The organism is Agromyces subbeticus DSM 16689, assembly GCF_000421565.1.
Lineage (GTDB): Bacteria > Actinomycetota > Actinomycetes > Actinomycetales > Microbacteriaceae > Agromyces > Agromyces subbeticus.
In genome coordinates, this window is record NZ_ATXG01000009.1 from 42,178 (window position 1) to 69,175 (window position 26,998).

29 protein-coding genes are annotated in these 26,998 nt (G+C 70.8%); 11 read left to right on the forward strand and 18 right to left on the reverse strand.

Translation table 11 applies throughout. The features are described 5' to 3' along the window. Positions 1 to 44: 44 nt before the first annotated feature. Genes H521_RS0112920 through H521_RS0112935 form a run of 4 tightly spaced genes read left to right on the forward strand, consistent with a single transcriptional unit; the run spans position 45 to position 2,367 of the window. Positions 45 to 485, forward strand: a complete 441-nt coding sequence (locus H521_RS0112920; protein WP_022893447.1) for a TlpA family protein disulfide reductase — start codon at positions 45 to 47, stop codon at positions 483 to 485. 22 nt (positions 486 to 507) lie between these two features. Continuing rightward, positions 508 to 981 carry a DUF4395 domain-containing protein gene (locus H521_RS0112925; protein ID WP_026482256.1) on the forward strand — a complete coding sequence of 158 codons (474 nt, stop codon included), beginning with the start codon at positions 508 to 510 and terminating at the stop codon, positions 979 to 981. A 54-nt stretch (positions 982 to 1,035) separates the two neighbouring features. Next, positions 1,036 to 1,461, forward strand: a complete 426-nt coding sequence (locus H521_RS0112930) for an OsmC family peroxiredoxin (RefSeq protein ID WP_022893449.1) — start codon at positions 1,036 to 1,038, stop codon at positions 1,459 to 1,461. A 3-nt stretch (positions 1,462 to 1,464) separates the two neighbouring features. Continuing rightward, complete coding sequence (locus H521_RS0112935) at positions 1,465 to 2,367, forward strand: TIGR01777 family oxidoreductase (protein WP_022893450.1); 903 nt, start codon at positions 1,465 to 1,467, stop codon at positions 2,365 to 2,367. Between the two features lie 83 nt (positions 2,368 to 2,450). On the opposite strand, the gene H521_RS0112940 is transcribed toward H521_RS0112935, so the two are convergent. Further along, complete coding sequence (locus H521_RS0112940) at positions 2,451 to 2,891, reverse strand: hypothetical protein (protein ID WP_022893451.1); 441 nt, start codon at positions 2,889 to 2,891, stop codon at positions 2,451 to 2,453. Continuing rightward, positions 2,888 to 3,640, reverse strand: coding sequence for a 4-hydroxy-tetrahydrodipicolinate reductase (gene dapB, locus H521_RS0112945; protein ID WP_026482257.1), 753 nt, complete (start codon positions 3,638 to 3,640; stop codon positions 2,888 to 2,890). Before dapB ends, H521_RS0112940 begins: the two co-directional genes overlap by 4 nt. Before the next feature lie 95 nt (positions 3,641 to 3,735). Here dapB and H521_RS0112950 point away from each other — a divergent pair, with 95 nt between their 5' ends. Then, entirely contained in the window at positions 3,736 to 4,218 is a 483-nt protein-coding gene (locus tag H521_RS0112950) for a GNAT family N-acetyltransferase (protein WP_022893453.1), read from the forward strand. A 61-nt stretch (positions 4,219 to 4,279) separates the two neighbouring features. Here H521_RS0112950 and H521_RS0112955 read toward each other — a convergent pair whose 3' ends face one another. The 3 genes from H521_RS0112955 to H521_RS0112965 form a co-directional block, all read right to left on the reverse strand. Next, positions 4,280 to 4,882 carry a histidine phosphatase family protein gene (locus H521_RS0112955; protein ID WP_022893454.1) on the reverse strand — a complete coding sequence of 201 codons (603 nt, stop codon included), beginning with the start codon at positions 4,880 to 4,882 and terminating at the stop codon, positions 4,280 to 4,282. Positions 4,883 to 4,919: 37 nt separating this feature from the next. Then, positions 4,920 to 6,305 (reverse strand): M16 family metallopeptidase, encoded by a 1,386-nt coding sequence (locus H521_RS0112960; protein ID WP_022893455.1) that lies wholly within the window; start codon positions 6,303 to 6,305, stop codon positions 4,920 to 4,922. 71 nt (positions 6,306 to 6,376) lie between these two features. Then, positions 6,377 to 7,468 (reverse strand): aldo/keto reductase, encoded by a 1,092-nt coding sequence (locus H521_RS0112965; RefSeq protein ID WP_022893456.1) that lies wholly within the window; start codon positions 7,466 to 7,468, stop codon positions 6,377 to 6,379. Positions 7,469 to 7,633: 165 nt separating this feature from the next. Between H521_RS0112965 and H521_RS23220 the strand changes: the two genes are divergently transcribed. The 3 genes from H521_RS23220 to H521_RS25860 are packed head-to-tail and all read left to right on the forward strand — an operon-like array spanning position 7,634 to position 10,139. Beyond that, the gene (locus H521_RS23220) at positions 7,634 to 8,359 is read left to right on the forward strand and encodes a TetR/AcrR family transcriptional regulator (protein ID WP_169513992.1); all 726 of its coding nucleotides are present in this window, start codon (positions 7,634 to 7,636) and stop codon (positions 8,357 to 8,359) included. Between the two features lie 50 nt (positions 8,360 to 8,409). After that, positions 8,410 to 9,345 carry an ABC transporter ATP-binding protein gene (locus H521_RS0112975; RefSeq protein WP_022893458.1) on the forward strand — a complete coding sequence of 312 codons (936 nt, stop codon included), beginning with the start codon at positions 8,410 to 8,412 and terminating at the stop codon, positions 9,343 to 9,345. Next, a complete protein-coding gene (locus H521_RS25860; protein ID WP_026482259.1) occupies positions 9,342 to 10,139 on the forward strand; it encodes an ABC transporter permease subunit in 798 nt (265 codons plus the stop codon). Before H521_RS0112975 ends, H521_RS25860 begins: the two co-directional genes overlap by 4 nt. 166 nt (positions 10,140 to 10,305) lie before the next feature. On the opposite strand, the gene H521_RS0112985 is transcribed toward H521_RS25860, so the two are convergent. The 8 genes from H521_RS0112985 to H521_RS0113020 form a co-directional block, all read right to left on the reverse strand. Then, entirely contained in the window at positions 10,306 to 11,121 is an 816-nt protein-coding gene (locus tag H521_RS0112985) for an HpcH/HpaI aldolase/citrate lyase family protein (protein ID WP_022893460.1), read from the reverse strand. Continuing rightward, positions 11,118 to 11,669 (reverse strand): MaoC family dehydratase, encoded by a 552-nt coding sequence (locus H521_RS23225; protein ID WP_022893461.1) that lies wholly within the window; start codon positions 11,667 to 11,669, stop codon positions 11,118 to 11,120. The genes H521_RS0112985 and H521_RS23225 overlap by 4 nt, the downstream gene beginning before the upstream one ends. Before the next feature lie 9 nt (positions 11,670 to 11,678). Next, positions 11,679 to 12,842 (reverse strand): acyl-CoA dehydrogenase family protein, encoded by a 1,164-nt coding sequence (locus H521_RS0112995; protein ID WP_022893462.1) that lies wholly within the window; start codon positions 12,840 to 12,842, stop codon positions 11,679 to 11,681. A gap of 5 nt (positions 12,843 to 12,847) precedes the next feature. Further along, positions 12,848 to 14,959, reverse strand: a complete 2,112-nt coding sequence (locus H521_RS0113000; RefSeq protein WP_022893463.1) for an acetyl/propionyl/methylcrotonyl-CoA carboxylase subunit alpha — start codon at positions 14,957 to 14,959, stop codon at positions 12,848 to 12,850. A gap of 107 nt (positions 14,960 to 15,066) precedes the next feature. Next, on the reverse strand, positions 15,067 to 16,548 hold the full coding sequence (locus H521_RS0113005; RefSeq protein ID WP_342663063.1) for a cytochrome b/b6 domain-containing protein: 1,482 nt from the start codon (positions 16,546 to 16,548) through the stop codon (positions 15,067 to 15,069). 162 nt (positions 16,549 to 16,710) lie between these two features. Next, positions 16,711 to 17,697, reverse strand: coding sequence for an electron transfer flavoprotein subunit alpha/FixB family protein (locus tag H521_RS0113010; RefSeq protein WP_022893465.1), 987 nt, complete (start codon positions 17,695 to 17,697; stop codon positions 16,711 to 16,713). Between the two features lie 10 nt (positions 17,698 to 17,707). Next, positions 17,708 to 18,484 (reverse strand): electron transfer flavoprotein subunit beta/FixA family protein, encoded by a 777-nt coding sequence (locus tag H521_RS0113015; protein WP_022893466.1) that lies wholly within the window; start codon positions 18,482 to 18,484, stop codon positions 17,708 to 17,710. 118 nt (positions 18,485 to 18,602) lie between these two features. After that, positions 18,603 to 19,166 (reverse strand): TetR/AcrR family transcriptional regulator, encoded by a 564-nt coding sequence (locus tag H521_RS0113020; RefSeq protein ID WP_022893467.1) that lies wholly within the window; start codon positions 19,164 to 19,166, stop codon positions 18,603 to 18,605. A gap of 97 nt (positions 19,167 to 19,263) precedes the next feature. On the opposite strand from H521_RS0113020, the gene H521_RS0113025 reads away from it, so the two are divergent. Next, positions 19,264 to 19,989, forward strand: coding sequence for an MBL fold metallo-hydrolase (locus H521_RS0113025; RefSeq protein WP_022893468.1), 726 nt, complete (start codon positions 19,264 to 19,266; stop codon positions 19,987 to 19,989). 6 nt (positions 19,990 to 19,995) lie between these two features. Here H521_RS0113025 and H521_RS0113030 read toward each other — a convergent pair whose 3' ends face one another. Beyond that, on the reverse strand, positions 19,996 to 21,603 hold the full coding sequence (locus tag H521_RS0113030) for a carboxyl transferase domain-containing protein (RefSeq protein ID WP_022893469.1): 1,608 nt from the start codon (positions 21,601 to 21,603) through the stop codon (positions 19,996 to 19,998). Between the two features lie 104 nt (positions 21,604 to 21,707). Here H521_RS0113030 and H521_RS25865 point away from each other — a divergent pair, with 104 nt between their 5' ends. Both H521_RS25865 and H521_RS25870 read left to right on the forward strand, forming a co-directional pair. Then, positions 21,708 to 22,385, forward strand: a complete 678-nt coding sequence (locus H521_RS25865; protein WP_022893470.1) for a TetR/AcrR family transcriptional regulator — start codon at positions 21,708 to 21,710, stop codon at positions 22,383 to 22,385. Beyond that, entirely contained in the window at positions 22,364 to 22,846 is a 483-nt protein-coding gene (locus tag H521_RS25870; protein WP_022893471.1) for a GNAT family N-acetyltransferase, read from the forward strand. The genes H521_RS25865 and H521_RS25870 overlap by 22 nt, the downstream gene beginning before the upstream one ends. A gap of 55 nt (positions 22,847 to 22,901) precedes the next feature. Here H521_RS25870 and H521_RS23230 read toward each other — a convergent pair whose 3' ends face one another. The 4 genes from H521_RS23230 to pdhA all read right to left on the reverse strand — a co-directional run bounded on the left by H521_RS23230 (position 22,902) and on the right by pdhA (position 26,902). Then, entirely contained in the window at positions 22,902 to 23,213 is a 312-nt protein-coding gene (locus tag H521_RS23230) for a 4a-hydroxytetrahydrobiopterin dehydratase (protein ID WP_022893472.1), read from the reverse strand. Positions 23,214 to 23,280: 67 nt separating this feature from the next. Continuing rightward, a complete protein-coding gene (locus H521_RS0113050; RefSeq protein ID WP_026482262.1) occupies positions 23,281 to 24,708 on the reverse strand; it encodes a dihydrolipoamide acetyltransferase family protein in 1,428 nt (475 codons plus the stop codon). 5 nt (positions 24,709 to 24,713) lie between these two features. Next, positions 24,714 to 25,724, reverse strand: a complete 1,011-nt coding sequence (locus H521_RS0113055) for an alpha-ketoacid dehydrogenase subunit beta (protein WP_022893474.1) — start codon at positions 25,722 to 25,724, stop codon at positions 24,714 to 24,716. Next, a complete protein-coding gene (gene pdhA, locus H521_RS23235; protein WP_022893475.1) occupies positions 25,721 to 26,902 on the reverse strand; it encodes a pyruvate dehydrogenase (acetyl-transferring) E1 component subunit alpha in 1,182 nt (393 codons plus the stop codon). Before pdhA ends, H521_RS0113055 begins: the two co-directional genes overlap by 4 nt. Positions 26,903 to 26,998: the final 96 nt, after the last annotated feature.

Genomic DNA, 26,998 nt, shown 5'->3' on the forward strand with positions numbered 1-26,998 from the left:
TCACACTCCGCACGGGCCGTCGCGGCCTGCGTACGCTCGACCGCATGGACTGGCTCCCCGCTCTCGCGACCGGCGCAGCCCTTCTCATCGCGACCACGGTGATCGGGCTCGTGTGGCGATCGAGGCAGGGCGTCGCGAAGCAGGGCTCCGGCGATGTCGTGCGACCCGACGACCTCGGCATCGCCGCGTTCGGCGAGCGAGCCACCCTCGTGCAGTTCACGACCGAGTTCTGCGCCCGCTGCCCGGCGACCGGTCGCCTGCTCGCGCAGCTCGCGCACGAACACGACGGTGCGAGCCACGTCGAGGTCGATCTCACGCATCGGCCCGATCTCGCCGGCCGGTTCCGGGTGACCGAGACGCCGACCACCCTCTTGCTCGATGGCGATGGTGCGATCCGCGCCCGCATCGCCGGCCTCCCCCGCGCCGCAGCCGTGCGCGAACGTCTCGACGACCTCTTGAGGAGTCCCAGTGCCATCTCATCGTGATCCGTCAGCAGCGGCATCCGTCATCGCACCGGCAGCCGCACCGGCCGGCGCCCCTGCCGGCATCGACCCGCGAGGCCCACGCTTCGGCGCGGCGATCACCGCGACCCTGCTCCTCGCCACGGTGGTGCTCGCCGTCGCCGGCGCAGACGCCGTCGCATTCTGGCTGCTCGTCGCCCTCACCGTGCTGTTCGCGTGGGGCGCCTTCGCCGGAGTTCGGCGCCACCCGTACGGGCTCATCTTCGCGCGACTCGTGCGGCCTCGGCTCGCGCCGCCCGTCGCGCTCGAAGACCCGCGCCCGCCGACCTTCGCGCAGGGCATCGGCTTCGCCGTGACGTTCGCGGGCGTCATCCTCTCGCTGCTCGGTGTGGAGTACGCCGCGCCGATCGCCGCGGCGATCGCGTTCATCGCGGCATTCCTGAACGCGGCCTTCGACTTCTGCCTCGGCTGCCAGATCTACCTGCTCCTCGCTCGCGCCCGGATCATCCCGGGAACCTGACCGTCGGCGCCGCTCGCCGATAGGCTGGGATCCCGGTTCGACGAGGAGGATCACATGGCAGTCACGAGTGAAGCGACCACCGTCTGGAAGGGCACGCTGTTCGAGGGTTCGGGCGATGTCGCCCTCGACTCATCGGGGCTCGCCAGCTTCCCGGTGAACTGGAAGGCGCGCTCCGAGGGCGTGGCCGCCACGACCAACCCCGAAGAACTGCTCGCGGCCGCGCACTCCTCGTGCTTCTCGATGGCGCTCTCGCTCGGGCTCGCCCAGTCGGGCACCCCGGCAGAGAGCATCCAGACCACCGCCGCCGTCACCTTCGAGGCCGGCAAGGGCGTGCTCGGCAGCCACCTCCTCGTGAGCGCACGCGTGCCGGGCCTCACCGAAGAGCAATTCGAGGCGCTCGCCGAAGACGCGAAGAAGAACTGCCCGATCTCGCAGGCACTCGCGGGGGTTCCGATCACGATCGAAGCCGAGCTCGCCTGATCCATGCGCGTTCTCGTCGCCGGCGCCTCCGGATTCATCGGCACCGCGCTCGTCGGCGCGCTGACCGCCGAGGGCCACGAGGTCGTGCGTCTCGTGCGACGTCGCGCCCATGAGGCCGATGAGGCCGCGTGGTCGCCGGCGGCCGGCATCATCGATTTCACCGTGATGGATCGTGTCGACGCGGTCGTGAACCTCTCGGGCGCGTCACTGGCACGACTGCCATGGACGAGGTCGTACCGAGGAGAGATCCTCGACTCGCGCATCACGGCGACGCGCACGCTCGCCGATGCCATGCGCAAGGCGAGGCGGGCGCCCGCGGTCTTCCTCAATGCCTCGGCGGTCGGCTACTACGGCGACCGCCCCGGCGAGCTCCTCACCGAATACTCGAGCCCCGGAACGGGGTTCCTCGCCGAGGTCGTCGGCCGCTGGGAGGCCGCGGCGCAGCTCGCGCCCGAAGAGACCCGAACGGTCACCTTCCGCACGGGCGTCGTCGTCGGGCACGGCGGCGCGCTGAAACGCGTCGGCACGCTCACGAGGCTCGGCGTCTCGGCGCGATTCGGCACCGGCGGCCAGCATTGGCCGTGGGTCGCGCTCGACGACGAGGTCGGCGCGCTCGTGCACCTGCTGCACTCGTCGCTGTCGGGCCCGGTGAACGTGGTCGGACCGACGCCGGCCACGGCCGACCGGGTCCTGCGGGCCATGGCGGAGCGGATGCATCGGCCCTACGCCTTCGGTGTCCCCGAGCGCGTGCTCGAACTCGCCCTGGGGCGTGCAGCTGATGAGCTGCTGCTCGCGAGCCAGAAGGTGCGACCGCAGCGGCTCATCGACGACGGCTACCGCTTTCAGCACGCCACGGTGGAGTCGGCGCTCGACGCCATGCTCAGCGCCCCGCCCTCGGCGGCCTGAGTACCCTGCCGACGGCGTGCCAGGCCGCGCCCGCGCCACGCGCGCACCCTGCCGCGCCGCGTCGCCGGCGGGCGGATACCGCGTCAGCGCTCGGCGCGCTCCAATTCGATCGCTCGCCGCACAGCCTGCCGTGCGCTGCGGCGATCGCCGGCCGCGTCGTACGCGAGCCCGAGTCGCAACGCCGCGCGCCACGACTCGGCCTCGGCCTCGGCGGCCGAGATGAACCCGTCGAGTTCGGCCTTGGCCGCACCCCGCTCGGGCCGCCCGCTCGGCAACAGGGGCAGCTCGAGGTCGAGACCGCCCTCGGCGTCGAGCCGCTTGACGAGTTCGTGGGAACGCACGCCGAACGACAGCTCTCGCCAGAGCGCCCAGACGGCGATGATCGGCAGCACGACGAGCGCGACGCCCATGGCGATCGCCACGGGCTCGCCCGTGGCCATGAACTGCACCGCACGCCAGCCGACGAGCGCGATGTAGAGCACGAGCAGCGCGGCCATGATGAGCGCGCCGATCTTCGTGGTCATCGAGTCGCGCCGGGCAGCCCGAGGTCGAGCAGCTTGTCGAGCCCGACGGTCACCCCGGTTGCCGCAGGCGCACTGCGCAGGGCGAGCAGGATGCCGGTCTCGTAGGAACGCGACGACAGCGTGGAGTGGGTGATCGTGAGCGTCTCGCCGTCGCCGCCGAAGACGACGCGCTGCTCGGCCGCAACGCCCGAGATGCGCAGGCTGTGCACGGGCACGCCGCTGACCAACTGGCCGCGCGCGCGCTGATCGGCGTGCGGCGCCGCGACCGGCCCGTCGCCGGTGCGGGCGTCGCCGATCAGTTCGGCGGTGCGCACCGCCGTGCCCGACGGCGAGTCGACCTTGCCCGCGTGGTGCGCCTCGACGATCTCGATCGAGTCGAAGAACGGGGCGGCGAGGGCGGCGAAGGCCGTGCCGAGCACGCTGCCGATCGAGAAGTTCGGGACGAAGAGCACGGCGCCGGCATCGGCGTGCCCCCGCACGAAGGCGGAGATCTCGGAGATGCGGTCGCTCGACCAGCCGGAGGTGCCGACGACGATCGGGATTCCGGCACCGGCGGCGAACTCCACGATCTCGGCGCTCACGCCGGGGTGGGTGACATCGAGGGCGACGTCGGCGCCGAGCATGAGATCGAGGCTCGATCGCGAGTCGAGTGCCGCATGGAGTTCGAGATCGTCGGACTCCTCGATCAGCCGAACCGCCAGTTGCCCCATCTTGCCCGTGGCTCCGGCCACGGCGACCCGTATCGTCACGGCTTCACCCTAGCAAGCGCGCAGGGGCGCGGCGGATGCCTCGTGCTGCCTCCCGCCCGTGCCCAGGCCCGGCACGCCCGTCATAGTGTGGAGGCATGCTGCGCTTCCGAGACGCCTCCGTGACCGATGCCGATGCGCACGCGCTGCTCGGCGAGTACTTCGCGGAGCGCGCCCTCGGGTTTCCCGTCTCGCAGGGCGAGTACCGGCCGGCGTGGCCCGATGCCCGCCAGTTCACTCCCCCGGCCGGCGTGTTCATCGTCGCCGTCGACGAGGCGGGTGAGTCGGTCGGATGCGGCGGGGTTCGGCGCATCCCGTCGCATCCGGGAACCTCGGCGCAGCGCTACGAGCTGAAGCACCTCTGGCTTGCGCCCTCGGCACGCGGTGCCGGCGAAGGCAGGCGCCTGCTTCAGGAACTCGAGCGGCGCGCCGAAGGCTTCGGCGCGAGCGAGATCGTGCTCGACACGAATGCGAGCCTCGAGGCCGCCGGCCGGCTTTACCGATCGAGCGGCTACGTCGAGATCGAACCGTACAACGAGAACCCGAACGCGACGCACTGGTTCGGCCGGCGTCTCGGCTGAAGCCGCGATCGGCAACGGTCCACTGGGCTCGTCGACGGCCGCCTCGACGCGCGGACTCGCGTCAGAGCGCGTAGGGCTCGGGCAGGCCCGTGCGCAGCTCGGGCGGCAGGTGGGCGATGTCGTTGTGGGCGACGAGGCTCCACGGCCGGCCGGGCTTCTGCGTGAGCACGGTGAGGGCGCAGTTCGCCTGATTCAGCGACACCCAGCGCCACTCGGGCGCGCCGAGCACCTCGCGCACGAACCACGCGATCACGAAGTTGTGGGTGATGAGCAGGTCGTGCCGGTCTTCGCGGTGCGAGCGCAGGAACTCGGCTGCCGCGTCGGCCATCTGCGCACTGCCGGCCTCGATCTCGGCCTCGGTCACCGACCCGAAGAAGGGGTCGTACGCCTTCGGAGTCTCTGGCGCGGGCCCGGAGGGGATGCAGTCGAAGAGCAGCGCAGAGGGCTCGGGATGCAGCGCCGGCATCTTGGCCGCGATGATCTCGGCCGTCTCGGTCGCGCGTTGCAGTGGCGAATGCCAGGCGTGGTCGAACGGCACTCCACCGAGTCGTTCGGCGAGAAGCTCGGCCTGACGCCGACCGCGCGGTGACAGGGGTCCATCGGGCAGGCCGTGCTCGGCATCGAGCTGCTCGCCGTGCCGGACGAGGTAGAGATGGTGTGCCACTGGTATCGGATCCTCTGGTGCAGGGCGGGTGCCGCGATCAGGCGACGACGGGCGTCGTGGCGACGGCGTCGGCCGCCCCGGTAAAGACCGACTCCTCGATCGCGCCGACGGCGACGAGCGAGAACGGTCGGGCGGCGAGATCGGCCGCGAGGTGCTGCACGTCGGCGGCGGCGACGAGTGCGATGCGGCGCAGGGCCTCGTCGAGGTCGGCGAACTCGCCGAGCGTCAACTCGGCGCGGCCGAGCCGGGACATGCGCGTGTCGGAGTCTTCGAGTGCAAGCGCCGAGGCGCCCGCGAGCTGCCCCGCAGCCCGGCGCAACTCGTCGGCGGTGACGCCGTGCTCGGCGAGCCGCTCGAGTTCGTCGCGCATGAGCGACGCGACGGTGCCGGCCTTGGCGGGGGCGCACCCCGCATACATGCCGAAGAGGCCGGCGTCGGAGTAGCCCGGCGCGAAGGAGTAGACCGAGTAGGCGAGGCCGCGGCGCTCGCGCACCTGCTGGAACAACCGTGACGACATGCCGGATCCGAAGATCGCGTTCAGCACGCTCATCGTGGGTCGTCGATCGTCGGTCGCGACGAGGCCGGGCACGCCGAGCAGGAGGTTCACCTGTTCGGTCGGCCGTGAGACCACGGTGACGGCGGCACCGGCTTCGAGTGGCGAGGGCGCGGTCGAGCGTCGCTCCACCGGCACTCCGGGGGCGGCCGGATCCCAACCGGCGGTCGCGAGCGCGCGATCGAGCTCGGCGAGCAGCAGGTCGTGATCGACCGCGCCGGCGACCGTGACGACGAGGTCTTGCGGGCGATAGTTCGCCCGGTAGTGCTCCCACACGCCGTCGCGGGTCGCGCTGCGGATGGTCGCCGGGCTGCCGCCGATCGGCCGACCGAGCGGGTGCGGGCCGAGCACGGCCTCGAAGAAGCGCTCGTTCGCCACGTCACCCGGGTCGTCGCCCGCCATCGAGAGCTCTTCGAGGATCACGCCTCGCTCGCTCTCGAACTCGTCGGGGTCGAGCAGCGACGAGGTGAACATGTCGGCCAGCACGGCGACCGCCATGGGCAGATCGCGGTCTTGCACCTTGGCGTAGTAGCAGGTGTACTCCTTCGCGGTGAGCGCGTTGTGCTCGCCGCCCACGGCATCGAAGGAGATCGCGATGTCGAGGGCCGAGCGCGTGCTCGTGCCCTTGAAGAGCAGATGCTCGAGGAAGTGGGTCGAACCGTACGTCGCTGGCCGCGCGGCATCCGCTCGCTGCTCGTCGCGCGAGCCGACGGCGACCCAGAACCCGATGGTCGCGCTGCGGCTACCGGGCACCTGCTCGCTCAGCACCCGTACGCCCGATGGGAGCACGCTGCGCCGAACTCGCGCGTCGCCGGCGGCCGTGAACGAGAGTTCGGCCTGGCCGAGTGGGAGGTCGACAGCGCCGTTCATCCGGATCAGCCTATGCCACCGGCGTCGGGAATGCTCGGCCGACGCGGTGCAGGTTCGGAGCCGCCGCCGGATCAGTCGGAGGCGCGGTCGAGCTCGACGATCTCCGAACGCTGCAGTTCGACGGATGCCGCGGCGATCAGCGCGTCGACCTGATCGGGCCGGCTCGCACTGACCACCGGCGCGACGACCGTGGGCTTGGCGAGGAGCCACGCGAGGGCGATCGTCGCCGGCTGCACGCCGTGGGCGAATGCGACCTGATCGATCGCGGCCAGCACGCGGTGCCCGCGCCGCCCGAGGTGGCGCGCCTGACGCTCGCCGCGCGCATCGTGACGCACCTCGGCACGCCGACGCACGTTGCCGCCGAGGAACCCGTTCGCGAGACCGAAGTACGGCAGCACCGCGAGCCCCTGGGCGTGCGCGACGAGTTCGGGCGCACCTTCGAAGGGGCGTCGTTCCATGAGGTTGTACTTCGTGGTGAGCGCCTGGAAGCGCGGCAGCCCGTTGGCGGCGAGCACGCGCGCCTCGATCAGTCGTTCGGGAGCGAAGTCGGCGGCGCCGATGGCCCGCACCTTGCCGGCCGAGATGAGGGCGTCGACGGCGCCGAGGCTCTCTTCGAGGGGCACCGCCGCGTCGTCGCCGTGGAAGTAGAGCAGGTCGATGCGTTCGATGCCGAGACGTGACAGCGAGTCGTCGACGGCCGCGGCGATGTCGACCGGCGACAGGCCCCGGTGATCGGGGTGGTGCCCGACCTTCGTCGCGACGGTCATGCGATCACGCGTGCCGCGCGACGACATCCACATGCCGATGATCGACTCGCTGCGGCCCGCGGCGTAGCTGTCGGCGGTGTCGATGAGCGAGCCGCCGATGCCGGCGAATCGATCGAGCACGTCGAAGGCCTGCTCGGTGCTGAGCGTCCAACCGAAGGTGCTGGCACCGAGGGCGAGGGGATGCACGTCGATTCCGGTGTCGCCGATGGGCACTCGGTGGGGCATGAGGATGGGCCCCGAGATCGGGTTCGAGATCAGCACGTCGACGCGCGAGCCGTCGACGGCCGGAGCGGCGAGGGCCTCGGCAGCGTTCTCGCGCGACGGATCTTCGGCGAGCGCGAGGGCAGCGCCGGCCGCGTTCGCGGTGTGCGGCTGGTAGACGTGTCGTCGGGCCATCTCTCCCCTCCTCCCCAGGATTGACTCCGAGACTACGTGGCGGGGTCGCGAGAACCGCGGAACGGCGGGTGAACTGTTATCGAATCGTTTGCAGCGCCCCGCTCGCCTCGGCGACGCTGATGCGGCCGCTTGCACTCGACTGAACAACTGTTTAGCATCATGAACATGCGTTCAGCCTCAACCGAAGACGTCACCGCGGCCGCGCGAATTCGCGACGCGGCGATCACGCGATTCGGCGAGCACGGCTACGACGGCACGAGCCTGCGCGACATCGCCCGCGATGCCGGAGTCAGCGCTGCCCTCGTGATGCATCACTTCGGCTCCAAAGACGGCTTGCGCCAGGCCTGCGACGAATGGCTCGTCGCCGAGCTCATGGGCGAGAAGGCGAAGAGCTCGGCACCGGCGATCGCCGATTCCCTGCGCGGCTGGCTCGACTCGCCCGAGCAGTTCCGGCCGTTCATCGACTACTTCGCGACCATGCTCGCAGCCGGTGGCGACGGCGGAAACCGGCTCTTCGACCGACTGCTCCGCGAGACGGCCGCGATGCTCGACGACGGGGTCGCGAACGGCACGATGCAACCGAGTGCCGACCCCGAGATGCGCGCGATCATGATCACCCTCAACGGGCTCGCTCCATTGCTGCTCCGCGACCAACTCACGCGAGTGCTCGGCTCGTCGATCGCGAGCGTCGCCGGCATCCGGCGCATGACCGTGCCGACGCTCGAGCTCTACACGCACGGGCTCTATACGGACTCGAGCGTGCTCGACGCGGCTCGCATCGCCCTCGAGGGCACGGTCGAAACGGGCGGCACCCTGCGCTCCGACAAGGGGCCCGGCAATCCGAATCAAGACCCCGACCCTCCGCGCAGCGTGCTCGATCACTCACCCTGACGGTGCTGCACTGCGGCATCCGTCGACGACTCGACTCGACAAGGACTGGAATGACCGCATCTGCAACGCCCGCTATCACGACGCGCGGGCTCGTCAAGCGCTACGGATCGCGAACCGCGCTCCACGGCATCGACCTCGACATCGCGCGGGGCAACGTCTTCGGTGTCATCGGCCCGAACGGCGCCGGCAAGACCACGACGATGCGCCTGCTCCTCGACATCATCCGCCCGAGCGGCGGTGAGCTGCGGGTGCTCGGGGAATCGCCACGGTCGGGCGGTGCTGCGCTCCGCCAGCGCATCGGCTACCTGCCCGGCGAACTGCATCTCGCAACCCGGGCACGCGGGCGGGACTTCCTCGCCCACTACGCCGAGATCTCCGGGCCCGTGCGGCTCGGCGTCGTCGACTCGCTCGCCGAGCGCCTCGGACTCGAGCTCGGCCGCCCGGTGCGCAGCCTCTCGAAGGGCAACAAGCAGAAGCTCGGCCTCGTGCAGGCCTTCATGCACGAACCGGAATTGCTCGTGCTCGATGAACCGACGAGCGGCCTCGACCCGCTCGTGCAGCAGGAGTTCCTGACGATGCTTCGCGAGGCGAAGGAGCGCGGGCAGACCGTGTTCCTGAGCTCGCACGTGCTGAGCGAGATCCAGCAGGCCGCCGACGAGGTCGCGGTGCTGCGCGCCGGTCGCATTGTGCAGGTCTCGACCGTCGCGCAGCTGCGGGAGAGCGCAGTGCGCCGGGTTCGCGTCGTCGTGCCCGAGCCATCGGCGGCACTGGTCGCAGACACGCTCGAGCGGCTGCCGGGCATCACCGGCGTGCGCCGCGTCGCAGACCGACCGCGCGCGGCCGCATTCGAGGCGCAGCTCGACGCGCATGTCGACACCTTTGTGAAAGCCGTCGGCCGCCATGAGCTCATCGACCTGACGATCGAGGAGCCCGAGCTCGAGCAAGCCGTGCTCGGTCTCTACAACGGTGCGGGGGGCGAACGATGAGCCGGGTGCTCCCCCTGTTCCGCCGCAGTCTCGCCGACTCCTGGCGTGGGCTGCTCGGCTGGACGGCCGGCGTCGCAGCGGCGCTGCTGCTCTACCTGCCGCTCTACCCCTCGCTCGGCGGCGGTGGCCAGCTGCAGAGCATGATCGACTCGATGCCGCCCGAACTCGTGAAGACGCTCGGCTACGACGCGATCGGCACCGGCGCGGGGTACGCGCAGTCGACGTTCTTCGCGCTCGTCGGCTTCGTGCTGCTCACGATCGCGGGCGTCGGCTGGGGCACCGGTGCGATCGCGAACGATGAGGAGAACGGCCAGCTCGAGCTGACGATCGCCCACGGTGTCTCGCGCGGGCAGGTGCTCGCTGAACGCAGCGCCGCTGTTCTCGTCAAGCTCGCCTGGCTCGGGCTCGTCGCGGTCGTGCTCGTCGCGGTACTGAACGGGCCGTCGGAGCTCGACATCCAGTTCGGCGCCCTCGTCGCGACGGCGGCGGCGCTCGTCGGACTCACCGCGCTGTCGGCCTCAGCGTCGATCATGGTCGGCGCGGTCTCGGGCCGCCGCAGCTGGGCGCTCGGAGCGGGTGCCGGCGTCGCCGTGCTGGGGTACGTCTCGAACGCGATCGGCAACCAGACCGACGACCTCGCCTGGCTCCACGACTGGTCGCCGTACTCCTGGGCGTTCGCCGGCGACCCGCTGACGAACGGCTGGGACTGGCAGATGTGGATGCTGCTCGCCGGAGTCGCGCTCTTCCTGGTCGTCGGATGGCTCGTCTTCCGACGACGTGACCTGACGGTCTGACCGGCAGGATGGCTCGTCTTCCGACGACGTGACCTGACGGTCTGACCGGTCTGACCGGCCAGGTCGGCCGGGTCGGCCGGGTCGCACGAGCGAGGGGACGGATGCCGCAGCGCGCGCCGCGGCATCCGTCATCGTCTTCGGTCGTCTCGAATGCGTTGCCGGTCCGTCAGGAGCCGGCGCGCCGCAGCAACGCCGCGGCCTGGCGCAGCACCGGGGCATCGACCATGTCGCCGCGGAATGCGAAGACCCCAGGGTGCTGCGCCGCCGCGTCGGTGACCGCCCGCGCCCACTCGAGCTGCTCGGGGTCGGGCCGGTACGCCGCGCGCACGACCTCGACCTGGGTCGGGTGGATGCACGCCGTTGCCGCGAAGCCGACCGCCACGGCGTCTTCGGCCTCGGCTCGGAGTCCGTCGACGTCGCCGATCTCGAGGTGCACGGTGTCGATCGCGGCGATGTCGTGAGCGGCCGCCGCGAGACACACCTGGGACCTGGCGTGCCTCGCGACGTCGCGGTAGCGGCCGTCTGGGAATCGGCTCGAGGAGCCGCCGAGCGACGCCACGAGGTCTTCGGCGCCCCACATGAGCGCCGACACGTTCGGGAGGGCGGCGACCTCGCTCGAGGCGAGCACGCCGCGCGCGGTCTCGCACAGCGCGATGACCTCGAACTCGGCGAGACCGACGAGATCGGCCGTGCCCTCGCACTTCGCGAGCATCACGGTGCGGTAGTCGGAACGGGCGATTGCCGCCAGGTCGTCGGCGAGGTGCGGGCCCGAGGCGGGATTCACCCGCACGATCACGCGCTCGGGGTCGAGCGGGGTCTCGAGCAGGGCGCGCCGCGCGTCGTGCTTCGCATCGTCGCCGACGGCGTCTTCGAGGTCGAGGATCACGGCGTCGGCGCGCTCGAGCGCCTTCGCGTAGCGATCGGGTCGGTCGGCCGGGCAGAAGAGCAGCGCGGGGCCGAACCGGAACGGCGGATGCGTCATCCGTTCGTCTCGATGCCCGCTGCCCGCTCGGCCCGCTCGGCGACGGCGATCGCGGCCTGGCGTTCGCCCGCCTCGCGGAACCACACGAGCACCGATCGCGTCGCGTGAGCGACCTCGACGCCGTCTTGATTGCGGCCGGTGTGCCGCAGTGTCACGATGCCCTGCCCGGGCCGCGACGCCGATGGCCGCGTCTCGAGCACGGTGCTCTCGCTGTAGAGCGTGTCGCCGTGGAACAGCGGCGCCGGGAACGCGACCTCGGTGAAGCCGAGGTTCGCGACGATCGTGCCCTGCGTGAGCTGGGCGACGGATGCCCCGACGATCGTCGCGAGGGTGAACATCGAGTTCACGAGCCGCTGGCCGAACGGCTGGGTGGCCGACCATGCCGCATCGAGGTGCAGCGCCTGCGTGTTCATCGTGAGCGTCGTGAAGAGCACATTGTCGGTCTCGGTGACCGTGCGCCCCGGCCGGTGCAGGTAGCGCGTGCCGGGTTCGAACTCCTCGAACCAGAGACCGCGCTCCACGACCTCGCGCATCGGGACATCCGTCATGGCGACCTCCTACTCGAGCCCGAGCTCACGTGCGATGACCATGAGCTGCACTTCGTTGGTGCCCTCGCCGATCTCGAGGATCTTCGAGTCACGGTAGTGCCTCGCCACGAGACTCTCGTTCATGAACCCCATGCCGCCGAAGATCTGCGTGGCATCGCGTGCGTTGAGCATGGCGGCATCGCTCGCGACGAGCTTCGCGATCGCGGCCTCCTTCTTGAACGGGAGGCCGGCGTCGACGCGACGGGCCGCGTCGTGCCAGGCGAGCCGGGAGGTGTGCACGCGCGCCTGCATCTGGGCGATCGTGAACGCGATGTACTGGTGCGAGGCGATGGGCACTCCGAAGACGTTGCGCGTCTTGGCGTAGGCGACGGCCTCGTCGAGGCAGCCCTGCGCGGCGCCCGTCGCGAGGGCGGCGATCGCCACGCGCCCCTCGTCGAGCGCACGAAGGAAGTTGGCGAAGCCGCGGCCCCGCTCGCCGAGCAGGTTGGCAGCGGGCACCCGCACGTCGTCGAACGTGAGCGGGTGCGTGTCCGAGGCGCGCCACCCCGACTTGTCGTACCCCGGCGCAACGGTGAATCCGGGAGTGCCGTTCGGCACGATGATCGTCGACAGCTCCTTGGAGACCGAGCCGTCGGGGCGTGTGCGCTCCCCCGTCACGGCGGTCACGGTGACGAAGCTCGTGATCGGTGTGCCCGAGTTGGTGATGAACTGCTTCGAGCCGTTGACGACCCACTCGTCGCCGTCGAGCACTGCCGTCGTGCGGGTGGCGCCGGCATCGGAACCCGCCTCCGATTCCGTGAGGCCGAACCCGGCGAGCGCGCGACCGGCGACGAGGTCGGGCAGGCGCTCGGCCTTCTGCTCCTCGGTTCCATGACGGAAGATCGGCATGGCTCCCAGCCCGACGGCGGCCTCGAGGGTGATCGCGATCGACTGGTCGACGCGGGCGAGGGCTTCGATCGCGAGTCCGAGCGCCATGTAGTCGCCGCCCTGGCCACCGTACTGCTCGGGGAACGGGAGGCCGAAGAGGCCGAGTTCGCCCATCTGGGCGACGACGTCCATCGACAGGGTGTGGCTGCGGTCGGCCTCGTACGACTGCGGAGCGACCACGGTGTCGGCGAACTCGCAGACCATGTCGTACAGCTGGACTTCCTCGGGACTCAGGTCGTGCATCATGTTCCTCATTCCTGGTGGGACGGGTGTGCGACGGCGCCCTCGTGAGGGCCGTCGGTCGACGTGGGCTCGGATGCCGCGGGGCGCGGCTCGATGCGTGCGACCGCCTGGTCACGGGCGACGAGGTCGCCGACGGCGACGCTGAGCCGCACCGTGCCATCGACCGCGGCGACGACGCGGTGCTCCATCTTCATCGCCTCGATCGCGACGATGGCGTCGCCGGCCTCGACGGCGTCGCCGTCGACGGCGAACACAGCGGTGACCGTGCCCGGCATCGGGGCGCGCAGCTCGGGGTCGGCGGCGAGGCCGCCCCCGCGCTCGGCCGCGGCGCGACGCTGCTCAGCGTGCGTGCGGCGGTCGATGCGGATGAGCGCGGCCGATGCGCCGTCGTGATGCACCCAGACGGCACCGTCGGCGCCGACCCGCACGACGGTGTCGCCGGCATCGGCATCGGCGTCTGCGCCGACGGAGACCACGTCGTCGGGCGGCGTCACGACTGGTCGAACGTCGAGCGGATGATCGCGCGGAGCGAGCAGCACCGCGCTGCGGCGCACGGCGCCCGGACGCCAGCCCGTGGCCGACTGCCAGGTGCTCGGCCCGGCGGCGGTCGACGCAGCGGAGGTCGACGAGCGCCGGCCGATGGTCTGTTCTGACACGAAGGCGCGCGCGGCCGCGTCGAGGAGCGCGGGCGGCAGCTCGACATGGTCGACCTCGGGCATGCGGTCGATGAGTCCGGTGTCGAGGTCACCCGAGCGCACGGCGGGGTCGGCGAGCAGGCGCCGGAGGAAGGCGATGTTCGTATCGACGCCGAGCACGACGGTGTCGGCGAGCGCGCGATCGAGTCGCTCGAGTGCCTGCGCACGGTCGGTGCCGAACGCGATGACCTTGGCGATCATCGGGTCGTAGTGGGCGGTGATCTCGAGCCCCTCGTCGATTCCAGCATCGACGCGAACCCCCTCGCCGACCGGAGCTCGCCATGCAAGCACCTCACCCGTCGATGGAAGGAAGCCGCGGTGCGGCGTCTCGGCGTAGACACGTGCCTCGATCGCGTGCCCGCGGAGTTCGATCTGCTCCTGGGTCAGGGCGAGCGGCTCGCCCGCGGCGATGCGGAGCTGCTGTTCCACGAGGTCGACGCCGGTGACGAGCTCGGTGACGGGGTGCTCGACCTGGAGCCGGGTGTTCATCTCGATGAAGAAGAACTCGTCGGGGGCGACATCCGACACCAGGAACTCGACCGTGCCTGCCCCGAGGTAGTCGACACTGCGGGCGGCATCGCACGCGGCCTGCCCGATGCGCGCACGAGTCGCGGCATCGAGCAGCGGTGAGGGCGACTCCTCGATGACCTTCTGGTGTCGGCGCTGCAGGGAGCATTCGCGCTCGCCGAGGTGCACGACGGTGCCGTGCGCATCGGCGAGCACCTGCACCTCGATGTGACGCGGTCGCTCGATGAGCCGCTCGATCAGCAGCGTGTCGTCGCCGAAGGCGGCGAGTGCGATGCGCCGTGCGGCCGGCAGGGCAGCCTCGAGTTCGGCGGCATCGCGGGCGATCTGCATGCCCTTGCCTCCGCCACCGGCAGAGGGCTTCACGAGCACCGGGAAGCCGACGGCTCCGGCGGCCTCGAGCAGCGCAGCATCATCGAGGGTCGGGTCTGCCACTCCAGGTACCGTCGGCACCCCCGACCGTTCGACGTGGTGTTTCGCGCGGATCTTGTCGCCCATGACCTCGAGCGCCTCGATGCCAGGGCCCACGAACACGAGCCCCGCGTCTCGGCAGGCCCGCGCGAACCCGGCGTGCTCCGAGAGGAAGCCGTAGCCGGGGTGCACCGCCTCGGCGCCCGTCTCGAGGGCGGCGGCGATGATGCGCTCGGGGTCGAGATAGCTCTCGGTCGCGGGCGCCGGCCCGATGCGCACGGCCTCGTCGGCGAGCCGTACGTGCGGCGCGTCGGCGTCGGCATCGGAGTACACGGCGATCGAGCGGATGCCGAGGCGCCGCAGCGTTCGGATGACGCGAACGGCGATCTCGCCGCGGTTGGCGACGAGCACCCGGTCGAAGGGGCGCGGCGCAGAACTGCGCGGCTTCGGCCCCGATGCACGATCGGGCGAGCTCTTGAGCGTGACCATCCGCGCCTCTCTGCGACGAAGTCCGCGCGCCATCCAGTTAGCGCGCACTAACTGGAATATACGTTAGCGGTCGCTAACTGAAATGACAAGCATCGGCCGAGGCGCAGCTACCGGCCGACCTTGCCGAACAGCGCCGCGATCGGGGCGAGCACCGTGGGCCGAGCCGCGACCCACGCCGCCGCGATCGCCACGAGCGACGCGACGAAGATCCAGAAGCCCAGCCAGTCATCGGCGTCGCGAGCCGCGTACATGTGATTCAGGTTGCGCAGCAGCCCCGTCGTGAACACCAGCACCACGTGCACCACGATGAAGGCGACGAAGTACAGCATCACCGGGAAGTGCACGGCGCGCGCCCACTCGACGGGGTAGATGCGGTTGAGCGTGGTCGCCTGCTTCGGCCACAACCCCGACATGCGCACCCCGGTCAGCGCGGCGAGCGGGGCCGCGATGAAGATCGTCGCGAAGTAGGCGAGCACCTGCAGGCTGTTGTAATTGACCCAGCCGTTCTCGAGCGGCCACTCGAGCGACAGGTACTGCAGACCCGCCGAGATCGCGTTCGGCAGGTACTCCCAACTCGTCGGCACGACGCGCATCCACTGCCCGGTCGCGAACAGGAGCACGACGAAGACGAGGCCGTTCACGAGCCACAGGATGTCGAGCGCCTGGTGGAACCACAGCGTCAGGCTGATCTTGCCCCGCCCGTTCTTCGACCATCGCGGCGTCCAGTAGGCCGCCGGCCGCTTCTCGGCGCGCACCTGAAGGCCCGAGCGGATGATGAGCACGATCAGGAAGGCGTTGAAGAAGTGCTGCCAGCCGAGCCAGGCCGGCAGCCCCACCGGCGCGTTCTGCGGCAGGTGCGTCTCGCCGGGGTAGCTCGCGAGGAAGTCCTGCATGAAGTCCAGCCCGATGAACCACCGCGTGAGCTGCACGACGATGGTCGCGGCGCCGATGATCGCGAGTACACCGACGACGGATGCCCCGGCCCACTGCTTCGGCGAGAGCGGGCCACGGCGCGTGGGAGCGGATGGAGGGAGCACGCTCGCCGGAGCCGCCGTCGTAGTGGCGGGAGACGGCGCCTTCGGTGTCGGGAGCGGCCCCGGTGCAGCGGCCGCCGGTGCAGCCGCTGCGGCGGGTGCAGGGGCCGCGGCGTTGGCAGGGGCAGCGGCTGTGGCAGGTGGTGCTGCCGCTGCTGCTGCGACAGCCCCGGGGATCGTCGGCAACGGTGTCGCAGCTTCGACCGGCGCCGGCGATGCTGTGGCCGGCACGACTCTCGCGGCCGGCCAGGGGTCTCCCCCGACGACCCGCGGCAGCCCGCGGCGAACCGCGCGCGCGTGCGGCGTGCCGGGCGCGGTAGCGGGTGCCGAGGGCACGGCCGTCGGTTCCGCACCGGCGGACGCGCCGGTCGATCGGTCGGGACCACTCGGCGGTGCCGCGACGTCAGCCGCGACATCCGTGACCTCGACACCAGCGGGAAGCGCCTCACCGGCAGGCGGCCATGCCTCACCGCCCGCGACCCGCGGAAGCCCCCTGCGAACGCTCGATGCGGGCGCCACACCCGCGGAGGTCGCTGGTGTGGCCGGAGCCGTCACTGCGGCAACCGGAGCCGAGGCAGCTCGCGCCGCTTCCGCAGGAGCAGGAGATGCAGCTGCAGCTGCAGGGATCTCGGGCGCCTCACCGGCAGGCGGCCAGGCAGCACCGCCGCGCTCGCGAGGAAGTCCGCGGCGGAGGTTCCGCGCGTGAGCGGCCACTGGTCACCGCTTCCGCTCGGCGAGGGCGCTGACCAATTGCGGCACGACGGTGAAGACATCGCCGACGATGCCGAGATCGGCGACCTCGAAGATCGGCGCGTCGGGGTCTTTGTTCACGGCGATGATGTGCTTGGCCGTCTGCATGCCGGCACGGTGCTGGATCGCGCCGGAGATGCCGAGCGCGATGTAGAGCTGCGGTGAGACCGAGACGCCGGTCTGCCCCACTTGATGGCTCGCCGGAATGTAGCCGGCGTCGACCGCGGCGCGTGATGCACCGACCGCGGCGCCGAGCGCGTCGGCGAGCTCTTCGACGAGCGCGAACTGCTCGGCCGAACCGAGGCCGCGGCCGCCGGAGACGACGCGCTTCGCCCCGCGCAGTTCGGGCCGGCTCGACGTCTCGGCAACGGCTTCGACCGACTCGATGACCGCTGACGCCGCGCCCGAGGCCGACACCTCGAGCGACTCGAGCGCCACCGCCTGCGCCTCGGCACGCGCGTCGACGGCGCCCTGGCGCACGGTCATGACGATCGGCCCGAAGGTGGCCGCGGAAGCCACCGTGTAGGCACCGCCGTAGACGGAGTGGTGGACGAGGATGCCCTCGTCGTCGCGGGAGACGCCGATGACGTCGACGGCGATCGCGGCGCCGGTGCGAGCGGCGAAGCGGCCAGCGACATCGCGGCCGTCGATCGAGTTCGGGATGAGCACGGCGTCGGGCGCGACGGCTGCCACGGCAGCTGCGAGGCAATCGACGTGCGGGATCGTGAGCTGCGTCCGCATCGAGTCCGTCTCGACGACGAGCACCCTCGCCGCCCCGCGCTCAGCAGCCTGTTCGGCGATCGTGCCTGCCTCGCCAGGAGCGACGACCGCGAGCGCGACCGGCGTGCCGATGAGGGCTGCGGCGCCGAGGAGGCCGGAAGCACTCGTTGCGAGTTCGCCGTTCGGCGAGGTCTCGAGGAGCACGAGGATCGAATCCGCGGGGTGGTCGGGCATGGTGTTCCTCTCAGACGAGTCGATTCTCGACCAGGTACTCGGCGATCCTCGTGCCGCCGTCGCCCTCATCGGTGACCTTCAGCCCTGCTGCACGCGCAGGCTTCTCGGCGATGGCGGTCATGATCGACATGGCGACCGACAGGTCGTGCGGCTCAACCCCGAGATCAGCGGCGGTCAGCGTCTCGAAGGGCTTCTTCTTGGCCGCCATGATGCCCTTGAAGTTCGGGAACCGAGCGCTGGGCATCGCCTCGGTGATCGAGACCACGGCCGGCAGCGTGGCGCTGACCCGCATGGTGGCGTCATCGGCGCTGCGGGTGCCCGAGACCGAGTCGGCCGTGATCTCGATCGAGGAGAGGGCAGTCGCGTTGGGCACGTCGAGCAGCTCCGCCAGCATGGCGGGGAGCACGCCGCCGCTGCCGTCGGTCGACAGGTTGCCGGCGATGACGAGGTCGAACCCCGTTCGGCGGATGGCGGCGGCGAGAACGCGGGCGGTGAGGCCGAGGTCGGCTCCGGCGAGGCCCGGATCGGCGATGTGCACGGCCGCGGCCGCTCCCATCGCGAGACCTTTGCGGATCGTCGGAGCGGCGGTCTCGGGCGCCATCGACATGACGACGACTTCTGCATCGTCATGAGCGTCGGCGAAGGAGAGCGCCACCTCGAGGGCGCGCTCACCGATCTCATCGAGCACCGCCTCGCTCGCAGCACGGTCGGCGAGCCCCGTCTCGAGGTCGAGCTTGCGGTCGCCGTAGGTGTCGGGGACCTCTTTCACGAGGACGATGATCTTCATCGGACCGCTCTCTGCGACAGTGCTCGCGGGCTCACAGTTAGTGTTCACTAACTGGATCCGATGTTAGTTGCGGCTAACTGAATTGGCAAGAGCCGCGCGCCACGACGCGCGACGCGACTCACGTGCCCCGCGCCAGAGCACCCGTCAGCGTGTCGATGCCGAATTCGAACGCCCGATCGACCTCGCCGCCCAGGCGGAACGCACCCGAGAGCTCCATGCCGACGAATCCGTTGAGCCAGGCCGTCACCGTGCGGGCGGCGTCGAGCGCGCGCTCCTCGCCCGCGAGCTCGCCCGCGAGGCGGACCACCGTGGCGCTGGCCCGCGCGAGCGACTCGGGGTCGAGGTCGACGTCGACCCCCGGCGCGAAGACGAGTCCGAAGGCGACGGGCCGCTCGCGGGCGAACGATCGAGCCTCGCGCGCGAGCGCCGCCAGCGCTGCCCGCGGGTCGGGCTCGCCATCGACGGCCGCATCGAGGCGGTCGCCGAGATCGCGAACGGTCGCCTCTGCGACGAGGGCGATGAGTTCGCGCCGATTGCTGACCCGCTTGTAGAGCGACGGGGCGCGCACGCCGACCCGATCAGCGACGGCTTGCATCGTGAGGCCGGAGAGGCCGGCCGATTCGAGCAGCGAGCGCCCGGCGTCGATGATCTCGGCGAGCGAGGTTCGGTGGGGTGTTGGCATCAGGTCCTCCGGCTCGAGCGTAAGCTATTGACCGTAGCCATGATAGCTATGTACCATAGCCATCGGCACCCGACACCCCGCAACGGCAAGGACTCAGATGAAGCTCGGCCCCTCCCTCCACCGCATCGGCTCCGACATCGTGGCCGTCTACCTCGTCGACACCGCAGCGGGCGTCACCGTGATCGACGCCGGCCTCGCCGGTCACTGGCCAGAACTCGTTGCCGAACTCGAGGCGATGGGCCGCTCGCTCGACGACGTCCGCGGCGTCGTGCTCACCCACGGCGACTCCGACCACATCGGTTTCGCCGAGCGGCTGCACCGTGAGCACGGTGTACCCGTCTACGTCCACGAGGCCGACGCGGCGCGAGCTCGAGGCGAAGTGACCTCGAAGCCCGAGTGGGGTCGCCTCAAGATCGGCCCGACGGCTCGATTCCTCTGGTACGCGCTCCGCAAGAACGGACTGCGCACGACGCCGCTCACCGAGGTCGTCGCCGTCCATGACGGCGACGTGCTCGACCTTCCCGGCACGCCGCGCGTGATCGGCCTCCCCGGTCACTCCCCCGGCAGCATCGCGATCCACGTGCCGGTCGCCGACGCCGTGTTCGTCGGCGACGCGCTCACCACGAGGCACGTGCTCACGGGCGCGAGCGGTCCACAGCCGGCGCCGTTCACCGACGACCCCGCCGAGGCGCTCACCTCGCTCCATCGGCTCGAGGGCATCGCCGCCACCTGGGTGCTGCCCGGGCACGGCGCGCCGTGGAATCGCGGCGTCGACGAAGCGGTGCGCGAGGTCAGCGCTGCGGCTGCGGCATCGGGATCGTGAGCCGGCTCACATCCTGAAGAGGCCGAACGCCGGCTCGGGCAGCGGCGTGCGGCTCGCGAGCTCGAGCGCCATCGCGAGCACCGTGCGGGTGTCGGCCGGATCGATGATGCCGTCGTCCCAGAGCCGTGCCGTCGAGTGGTACGGGCTGCCCTGGTCGTCGTACTGCGCCCGGATCGGGGCCTTGAACGCCTCGGCCGCGGCATCCGACCACTGTTCGCCCTTCACCGCGAGCTGGTCGCGCTTCACGGTCGAGAGCACGGATGCCGCCTGCTCGCCGCCCATCACCGAGATACGTGCGTTCGGCCACATCCAGAGGAACCGCGGTGAGTACGCACGGCCGCACATCGAGTAGTTGCCGGCGCCGAACGACCCGCCGATCACGACGGTGAACTTGGGCACACGGGTGGTCGCCACAGCGGTGACCATCTTCGCGCCGTGCTTCGCGATGCCGCCCGCCTCGGCATCACGCCCCACCATGAAGCCCGAGATGTTCTGCAGGAAGACGAGCGGGATGCCCCGCTGGTCGCAGAGCTCGATGAAGTGGGCACCTTTCATGGCCGATTCGCTGAACAGCACACCGTTGTTCGCGACGATGCCGACCGGGTGCCCGTCGAGGTGCGCGAAGCCCGTGACGAGGGTGTCGCCGTACTCGCGCTTGAACTCGGCGAACTCGCTGCCGTCGACGAGCCGCGCGATCACCTCGCGCACGTCGTACGGCTCCTGCACGTCGACGGGCACCGCCGAGGTGAGGCCCGCCGGATCGACCGCCGGTGGTCGCGGCTCTCGCACTGCCCAGGCCCGCAGTTGCTGCTCGGGCAGCGTCGCGACCATGTCGCGCACGATCTCGAGGGCGTGCTCGTCGTCGTCGGCGAGGTGGTCGGTGACACCCGAGATGCGGGAATGCAGCTCGCCGCCGCCGAGCTCTTCAGGCGTGACGACCTCGCCGATCGCCGCCTTCACGAGCGGCGGACCGCCGAGGAAGATCGTGCCCTGGTTGCGCACGATCACGGACTCGTCGCTCATCGCCGGCACATAGGCGCCGCCGGCGGTGCACGAGCCGAGCACGGCGGCGAGTTGCGGGATGCGAGCGGCAGAGAGCTGCGCCTGGTTGAAGAAGATTCGACCGAAGTGCTCGCGATCGGGGAAGACCTCGTCTTGCAGCGGCAGGAACGCGCCGCCCGAGTCGACGAGGTAGATGCACGGCAAGCGGTGCTCCCTGGCGACCTCCTGCGCGCGCAGGTGCTTCTTCACCGTCATCGGATAGTACGTGCCGCCCTTCACGGTGGCGTCGTTGCACACCACCATGACCGGGCGCCCGTGCACGAGGCCGACGCCCGTGATGATGCCGGCACCGGGCGAGTCGCCGCCGTAGAGCCCGTCGGCCGCGAGCGGCGAGAGCTCGAGGAACGGGCTGCCCTCGTCGAGCAGACGGTCGACCCGGTCGCGCGGCAGCAGCTTGCCGCGTGCGACGTGACGCTCACGGCTGCCCTCGGGACCGCCGAGCGCTGCGGCTGCGACGCGGGATCGGAGTTCAGCGACGAGCTCGGCGAGTGCTGCGGCGTTCGTGCGTGCCCGCTCGCTCGAGGGATCGATGGCCGTGTGCAGGATTCCCATCCGGTCCGCCTGTCTTCGTCGACGGCGCGCCCTCTTGTGAACGACGCCGGATTTCGGTTAGTGTGCACTAACTCGATCCCCGATGTTAGCGAGCACTCACCGACATGGCAAGCACACTCGGCGCGGCCGACCCGGTTCCCGCTTCGGCTTCAACTGCGGCTTCGGCTGCGGCTTCGGCTCCGGCCTCGGCTCCGACCCTCACCGAGCGCAGCCGTCAGAAGGCCGACCGTCGCGCGGCGATCCTCGGCGCCGCGGCGACCCTTTTCGCCGAGCGCGGCTACGCGGGCGTGACCATCGAAGACCTCGGCGCCGCCGTGGGCGTTTCGGGCCCGGCGGTCTATCGGCACTTCCCGGGCAAGGCCGCGGTGCTCGCGGCCATCCTGCAGGGCGCGAGCCAAACCCTGCTCGACGGCGCCGAGCGCGTGCTCGGCGAGGCGCCCGACGCGGCAGCCATGCTCCGCTCGCTCATCGCGCATCACGTCGATTTCGCACTCGGCGACGCCGACGTCATCCTCGTGCAAGACCGAGAGCTCGAGCAGCTCGATCTCGGCGCGCGTCACGAAGTGCGCCTCCTCCAGCGCCGCTACGTCGAGCACTGGGTCGACGTGCTCTCCCGACTCCGGCCCGATCGGGCCGAGGCGGAGCTCAGGTTCCGGGCTCACGCGGCCTTCGGTCTCCTGAATTCCACTCCCCACAGCGCCCGCATCCCTGGGCGCAGACCAGCCGACGGCACCATCCGCGGCATCTTGGAGGAAATGGCATGGGCGAGCCTCATGTCGTGACCCTGCGCGCGACCCGCGCGGGCGATCTCGACGAACTCTTCGACGCCAGGCACGACCCCGTCGCCATGCAGATGGCCGGATTCACCACGGACGACTGCGCCGATCGCACGGCGTTCGAGGAGCGCTGGAAGCGACTCATCACCGACCCGTCGGCCCGGGTCTGCACGGTGCGCGCCGATGGCCGGGTCGTCGGCGACGTCGCCATCCGGCGCGACGTCGAGGGCTGGCTCGTCGACGCGTGGATCAGTCGTGCGCACTGGGGTCACGGCATCGCCACCCGGGCCCTTCGCCTGCTGCTCGACGACCTCGAGGCACGTCCGGTGCACGTGAAGGTCGCCGCCGACAACGCACGCGCGATCGCCGTGCTCGACGGGCTCGGGTTCCGGCGCATCGGTCTCGACCTCGCGTTCGCGGACGCGCGCGGCGTCGAGACCGAGCAACTGCTCTACGTGCTGCGCTGAGTTCCGAAGGAGCGCGCCGCGGCGCACGAGGAACCGGGCCTCGACGCGATCGGCCTCAGTTCCCGGGCGCGGCACCCTGTGCTTCGGCGATGCCGCCGATGCGTTCGGCGAGCACCACGTCGCGCGAGGTGACCCCGCCGGCGTCGTGCGAGCTCAGCTCGAACTCGACCCGGCCCCAGCCGAGGCGCACGTCGGGGTGATGGTTCAACTCCTCGGCGACGAGCGCCACGGCGTCGAGCAACCGCACGGCACTCGCGAAGTCGGCCGTCGAGTACGCCCCGATGAGGTGCTCCTCGATGTGCACGAATGTGGTGCCGGCGAGAGCGTCGGCGGTCTCGGCGGGCGAGAGAATGTCGCGAGCGTTCATGCGTCCATCCTCTCGCCGCCGTCGACGTCGCACCAGAGGCCGGCTCGGTGCGAACAAGCCGATGGGCTCAGACCATCGTCAGCGCACGACCCGGCTCGCGCAGGATCGCGCCGATGTCGGCGAGGAACCGCGACCCTTGAGCGCCGTCGACGAGTCGATGGTCGAACGAGAGACTCAGGGTCATCACCTCGCGCAGGGCGATCTCGCCGTGATGCTCCCACGGCTGCCGGCGCACCGCCCCCATGGCGAGGATCGCCGCCTCACCGGGGTTGAGGATGGGTGTGCCGGCGTCGATGCCGAAGACGCCGATGTTCGTGATCGAGATCGTGCCGCCCGACAATTCGGCTGGACTCGTGCGCCCCGCACGAGCGGTTTCGGCGAGCGCGGCGATCGCGTCGGCCAGTTCGGCGAGCGTCAGCCGCTCGGCGCCCTTGACGTTCGGCACCACGAGTCCGCGTTCGGTCGCGGCGGCGATGCCGAGGTTGATACCCGCGAACCGCACGATCTCCTGCGCCTGCTCGTCCCAGCGAGAATTGACCTCGGGAGTGCGCCGCGCCGCCAGGCACACCGCCTTCGCGGCCACGGTGAGCGGTGTGACCTTGTGCGCGCCGAACTCGCGATCGGTGCGAAGGCTGCGGATCAGCTCCATGGTCGCGGTGACGTCGACCGTGAGGAACTCGGTGACGTGCGGAGCGGTGAAGGCGCTTCGCACCATCGCCGCGGCGGTGTGCTTGCGCACGCCCTTGATCGGGATGCGCGTCTCGGTCGTGGCGGTTGCGTCGCCGCTCGACAGCAGCGACGAGACGTCGTCGGGCCCGGCCGACGAGGCTCCGGATGCCGCACGCTCGACGTCATCCCTCGTGATCAGCCCGCGCTCACCTGTGCCGGCGATGGTCTCGAGGTCGAGGCCGAGGTCTCGTGCGAGCTTGCGCACCGGTGGGGTCGAGCGAGGACGCTCGGGCCGCGACTCGGCATCATGCGCGGGCGCCGATGTGGATGCCGATGCCGATGCCGGCGCCGTGGCACCCTCGTTCGCCGGCTCGGGCACCGAGGGCACGAGGTCTTCGGTCAGGGCCGAGCGGCGTGCGCGCCGCTGGGGGCCGGTTTCAGCGGCGGCGCCGTAGCCGACGAGGTTCGGCCCGGGCGCGGCATCCGGCGTCGCAGTCGACTCGCTCGCGCGCTCCGAAGCGGTCGCCTGCGAAGCCGGCTCAGCTTGCGCCGAGGTGGTCCCGTCGCCCTCGGATGCGACGCCCGACTCACCCGTGTCGCAGGAGAAGAGCGGAGCGCCGACCTCGACAGTCTCGCCCTCTGCCGCGTGCAGCGCCGTCACGATGCCGGCGAACGGCGACGGCAGCTCGACGACCGCCTTGGCGGTCTCGACGTCGGCGATGATCTGGTTCAGTTCGACCCGATCGCCGATGGCGACCCGCCACGCGACGACCTCGGACTCGGTGAGGCCCTCACCCAGGTCGGGCAGTGCGAAGTCGCGGATCATCGCGCTCACGCCTCCACCCCGCTCAGCGAGTTCGGTCGGCCGAGCACTCGATCGACGCCGTCGAGGATGCGATCGAGGTCGGGCAGGTGGTGCCGCTCGAGCTTGGCCGGCGGATACGGGATGTCGTGCCCGGTGACGCGCACGGGTGCCGCCTCGAGGAACTCGAAGCAGCGCTCGGTGATCGAGGCGGCGAGTTCGGCGCCGACCCCGCCCTGCTGGCCGGCCTCGTGGGTGACCACGAGGTGCCCCGTGCGGCGCACCGAGGCCTCGATCGTCGCGTAGTCGACCGGAGCGAGCGAGCGCAGGTCGATGACCTCGATCGAGATTCCGTCTTCGGCGGCGGCGACCGCGGCGTCACGAGCCGTCTGCACGAGCGCGCCGTAGGTGACGAGGGTGACGTGCGTGCCCGTGGCGACGGTCGTCGCGACACCCATGGGGCGGGCATCGGCAAGGCTCGCCGTCTCATCGACCTCGCCCTTCACGTGATAGCGGCGCTTGGGTTCGAAGAAGAGCACCGGGTCGTCGCTCGCGATCGCCTGTCGCACCATGACGTAGGCATCGGCGGGATTCGAGCAGGCGACGACGCGAAGCCCGGCCGTGTGCGCGAAATAGGCCTCTGGCGACTCCGAGTGATGTTCGGCGGCACCGATGCCGCCGCCGAACGGCACGCGGATGGTGATCGGCATGCGCACGTTGCCGCGTGAGCGGTAGTGCAGCTTGGCGACCTGCGCGACGATCTGGTCGAAGCCCGGGTAGATGAAGCCGTCGAACTGGATCTCGACGACCGGCCGGAACCCGCGGTAGGCGAGCCCGACGGCGGTGCCGACGATGCCGGCCTCCGAGAGCGGCGTGTCGACGACCCGCTTCGCCCCGAACTCGGCCTTCAATCCATCGGTGACCCGGAACACGCCGCCGAGCGTACCGATGTCCTCTCCCATCAAGACGACCTTCTCGTCGTCGGCGAGGGCGCGACGCAGCCCGGCGTTCAGAGCCTTCGCGAGCGTGAGCGTGGTCATCGTGCGTCTCCTTCGGCCGGCGCGGATGCCGCGGCGTCGCTGCCCTCCGCCGACGAGGTGTCGAACATCGCGAGGTAGCGCGTGTAGTGCTCGCGCTGTCGCTCGAGATGGCTGTTCGGCTCGGCGTAGACATTGTCGAAGACCGTGAGCGGCGCCGGATCGGCGATGGTCGTGACGGCGGCGCGCAGCTCGGCGGCCGCCCGGTCGGCCTCGGCCGTGACGTCGCGCTGGAGCCCTTCGATGTCGACACCGGATGCATCGAGCAGTGCGAGCACGCGTGCCAGCGGGTCGCGGCCGCCCCACTCGACGAGCTCGTCGTCGGTGCGGTACCGCTTCGGGTCGTCGGCGGTCGTGTGCGGGCCCATGCGATACGTGACCGCCTCGACGAACGTCGGCCCGGCACCTCGGCGGGCACGGTCGAGCGCGATGCGGGTGGCCGCGAGCACGGCGAGCACGTCGTTGCCGTCGACGCGCACGCCGGGCATGCCGAAGCCGTCGGCTCGGCGGGCGAGGTGCTGCTTCGACTGCAGACCGACCGGCTCGGAGATCGCCCACTGGTTGTTCTGGCAGAAGAAGACGACGGGTGCGTCGAAGCTCGCCGCGAAGACGAGCGCTTCGTTGACGTCGCCCTCGCTCGTGGCACCGTCGCCGAAGTACGCGATCGCCGCGGTGTCGGTGCCCTCCCAAGCCGCCCCCATGGCGTAGCCCGTGGCATGCAGGGCCTGCGCGCCGATGATGATCTGCGGCACGGCCATGCCGTGCTCGAAGGGGTTCCAGCCCGAGGCGGCACTGCCGCGCCACACCGAGAGCAGCTCGGCGGGCTCGACGCCGCGGCACCAGGCGAGCGCATGCTCGCGATAGCTCGAGAAGATGAAGTCGTCGTCGCGGAGCGCGCGGCCCGAGCCGATCTGCGCGGCCTCCTGGCCGGCGAGCGGAGGCCAGAGCCCGAGTTCGCCCTGACGCTGCAGCGCGGTGGCCTCGGTGTCGATGCGCCGCACGATCGCCATGTCGCGGTAGAGACGACCGAGCGCAGCCGGATCGACATCGGTGATCCAGGGGTCGAACTCAGCGTTCGCCCGGCGCTCGCCGGTGGGGCTGACGAGCTGCACGAAGTCGTCTGCTCGCGTGGACTCGCTCTGCGTGAGGAGCCCGGTGGCGTCTCGGTCGGATGGGGTCATCGTCGATCCTCGCTGTCGACGGGCGCGCTTCGTGGGCTGCCCGCGCCCGGCGGCTCTGCCGGATACCCCGATGGTACGTCGAACTGGCACACAGCT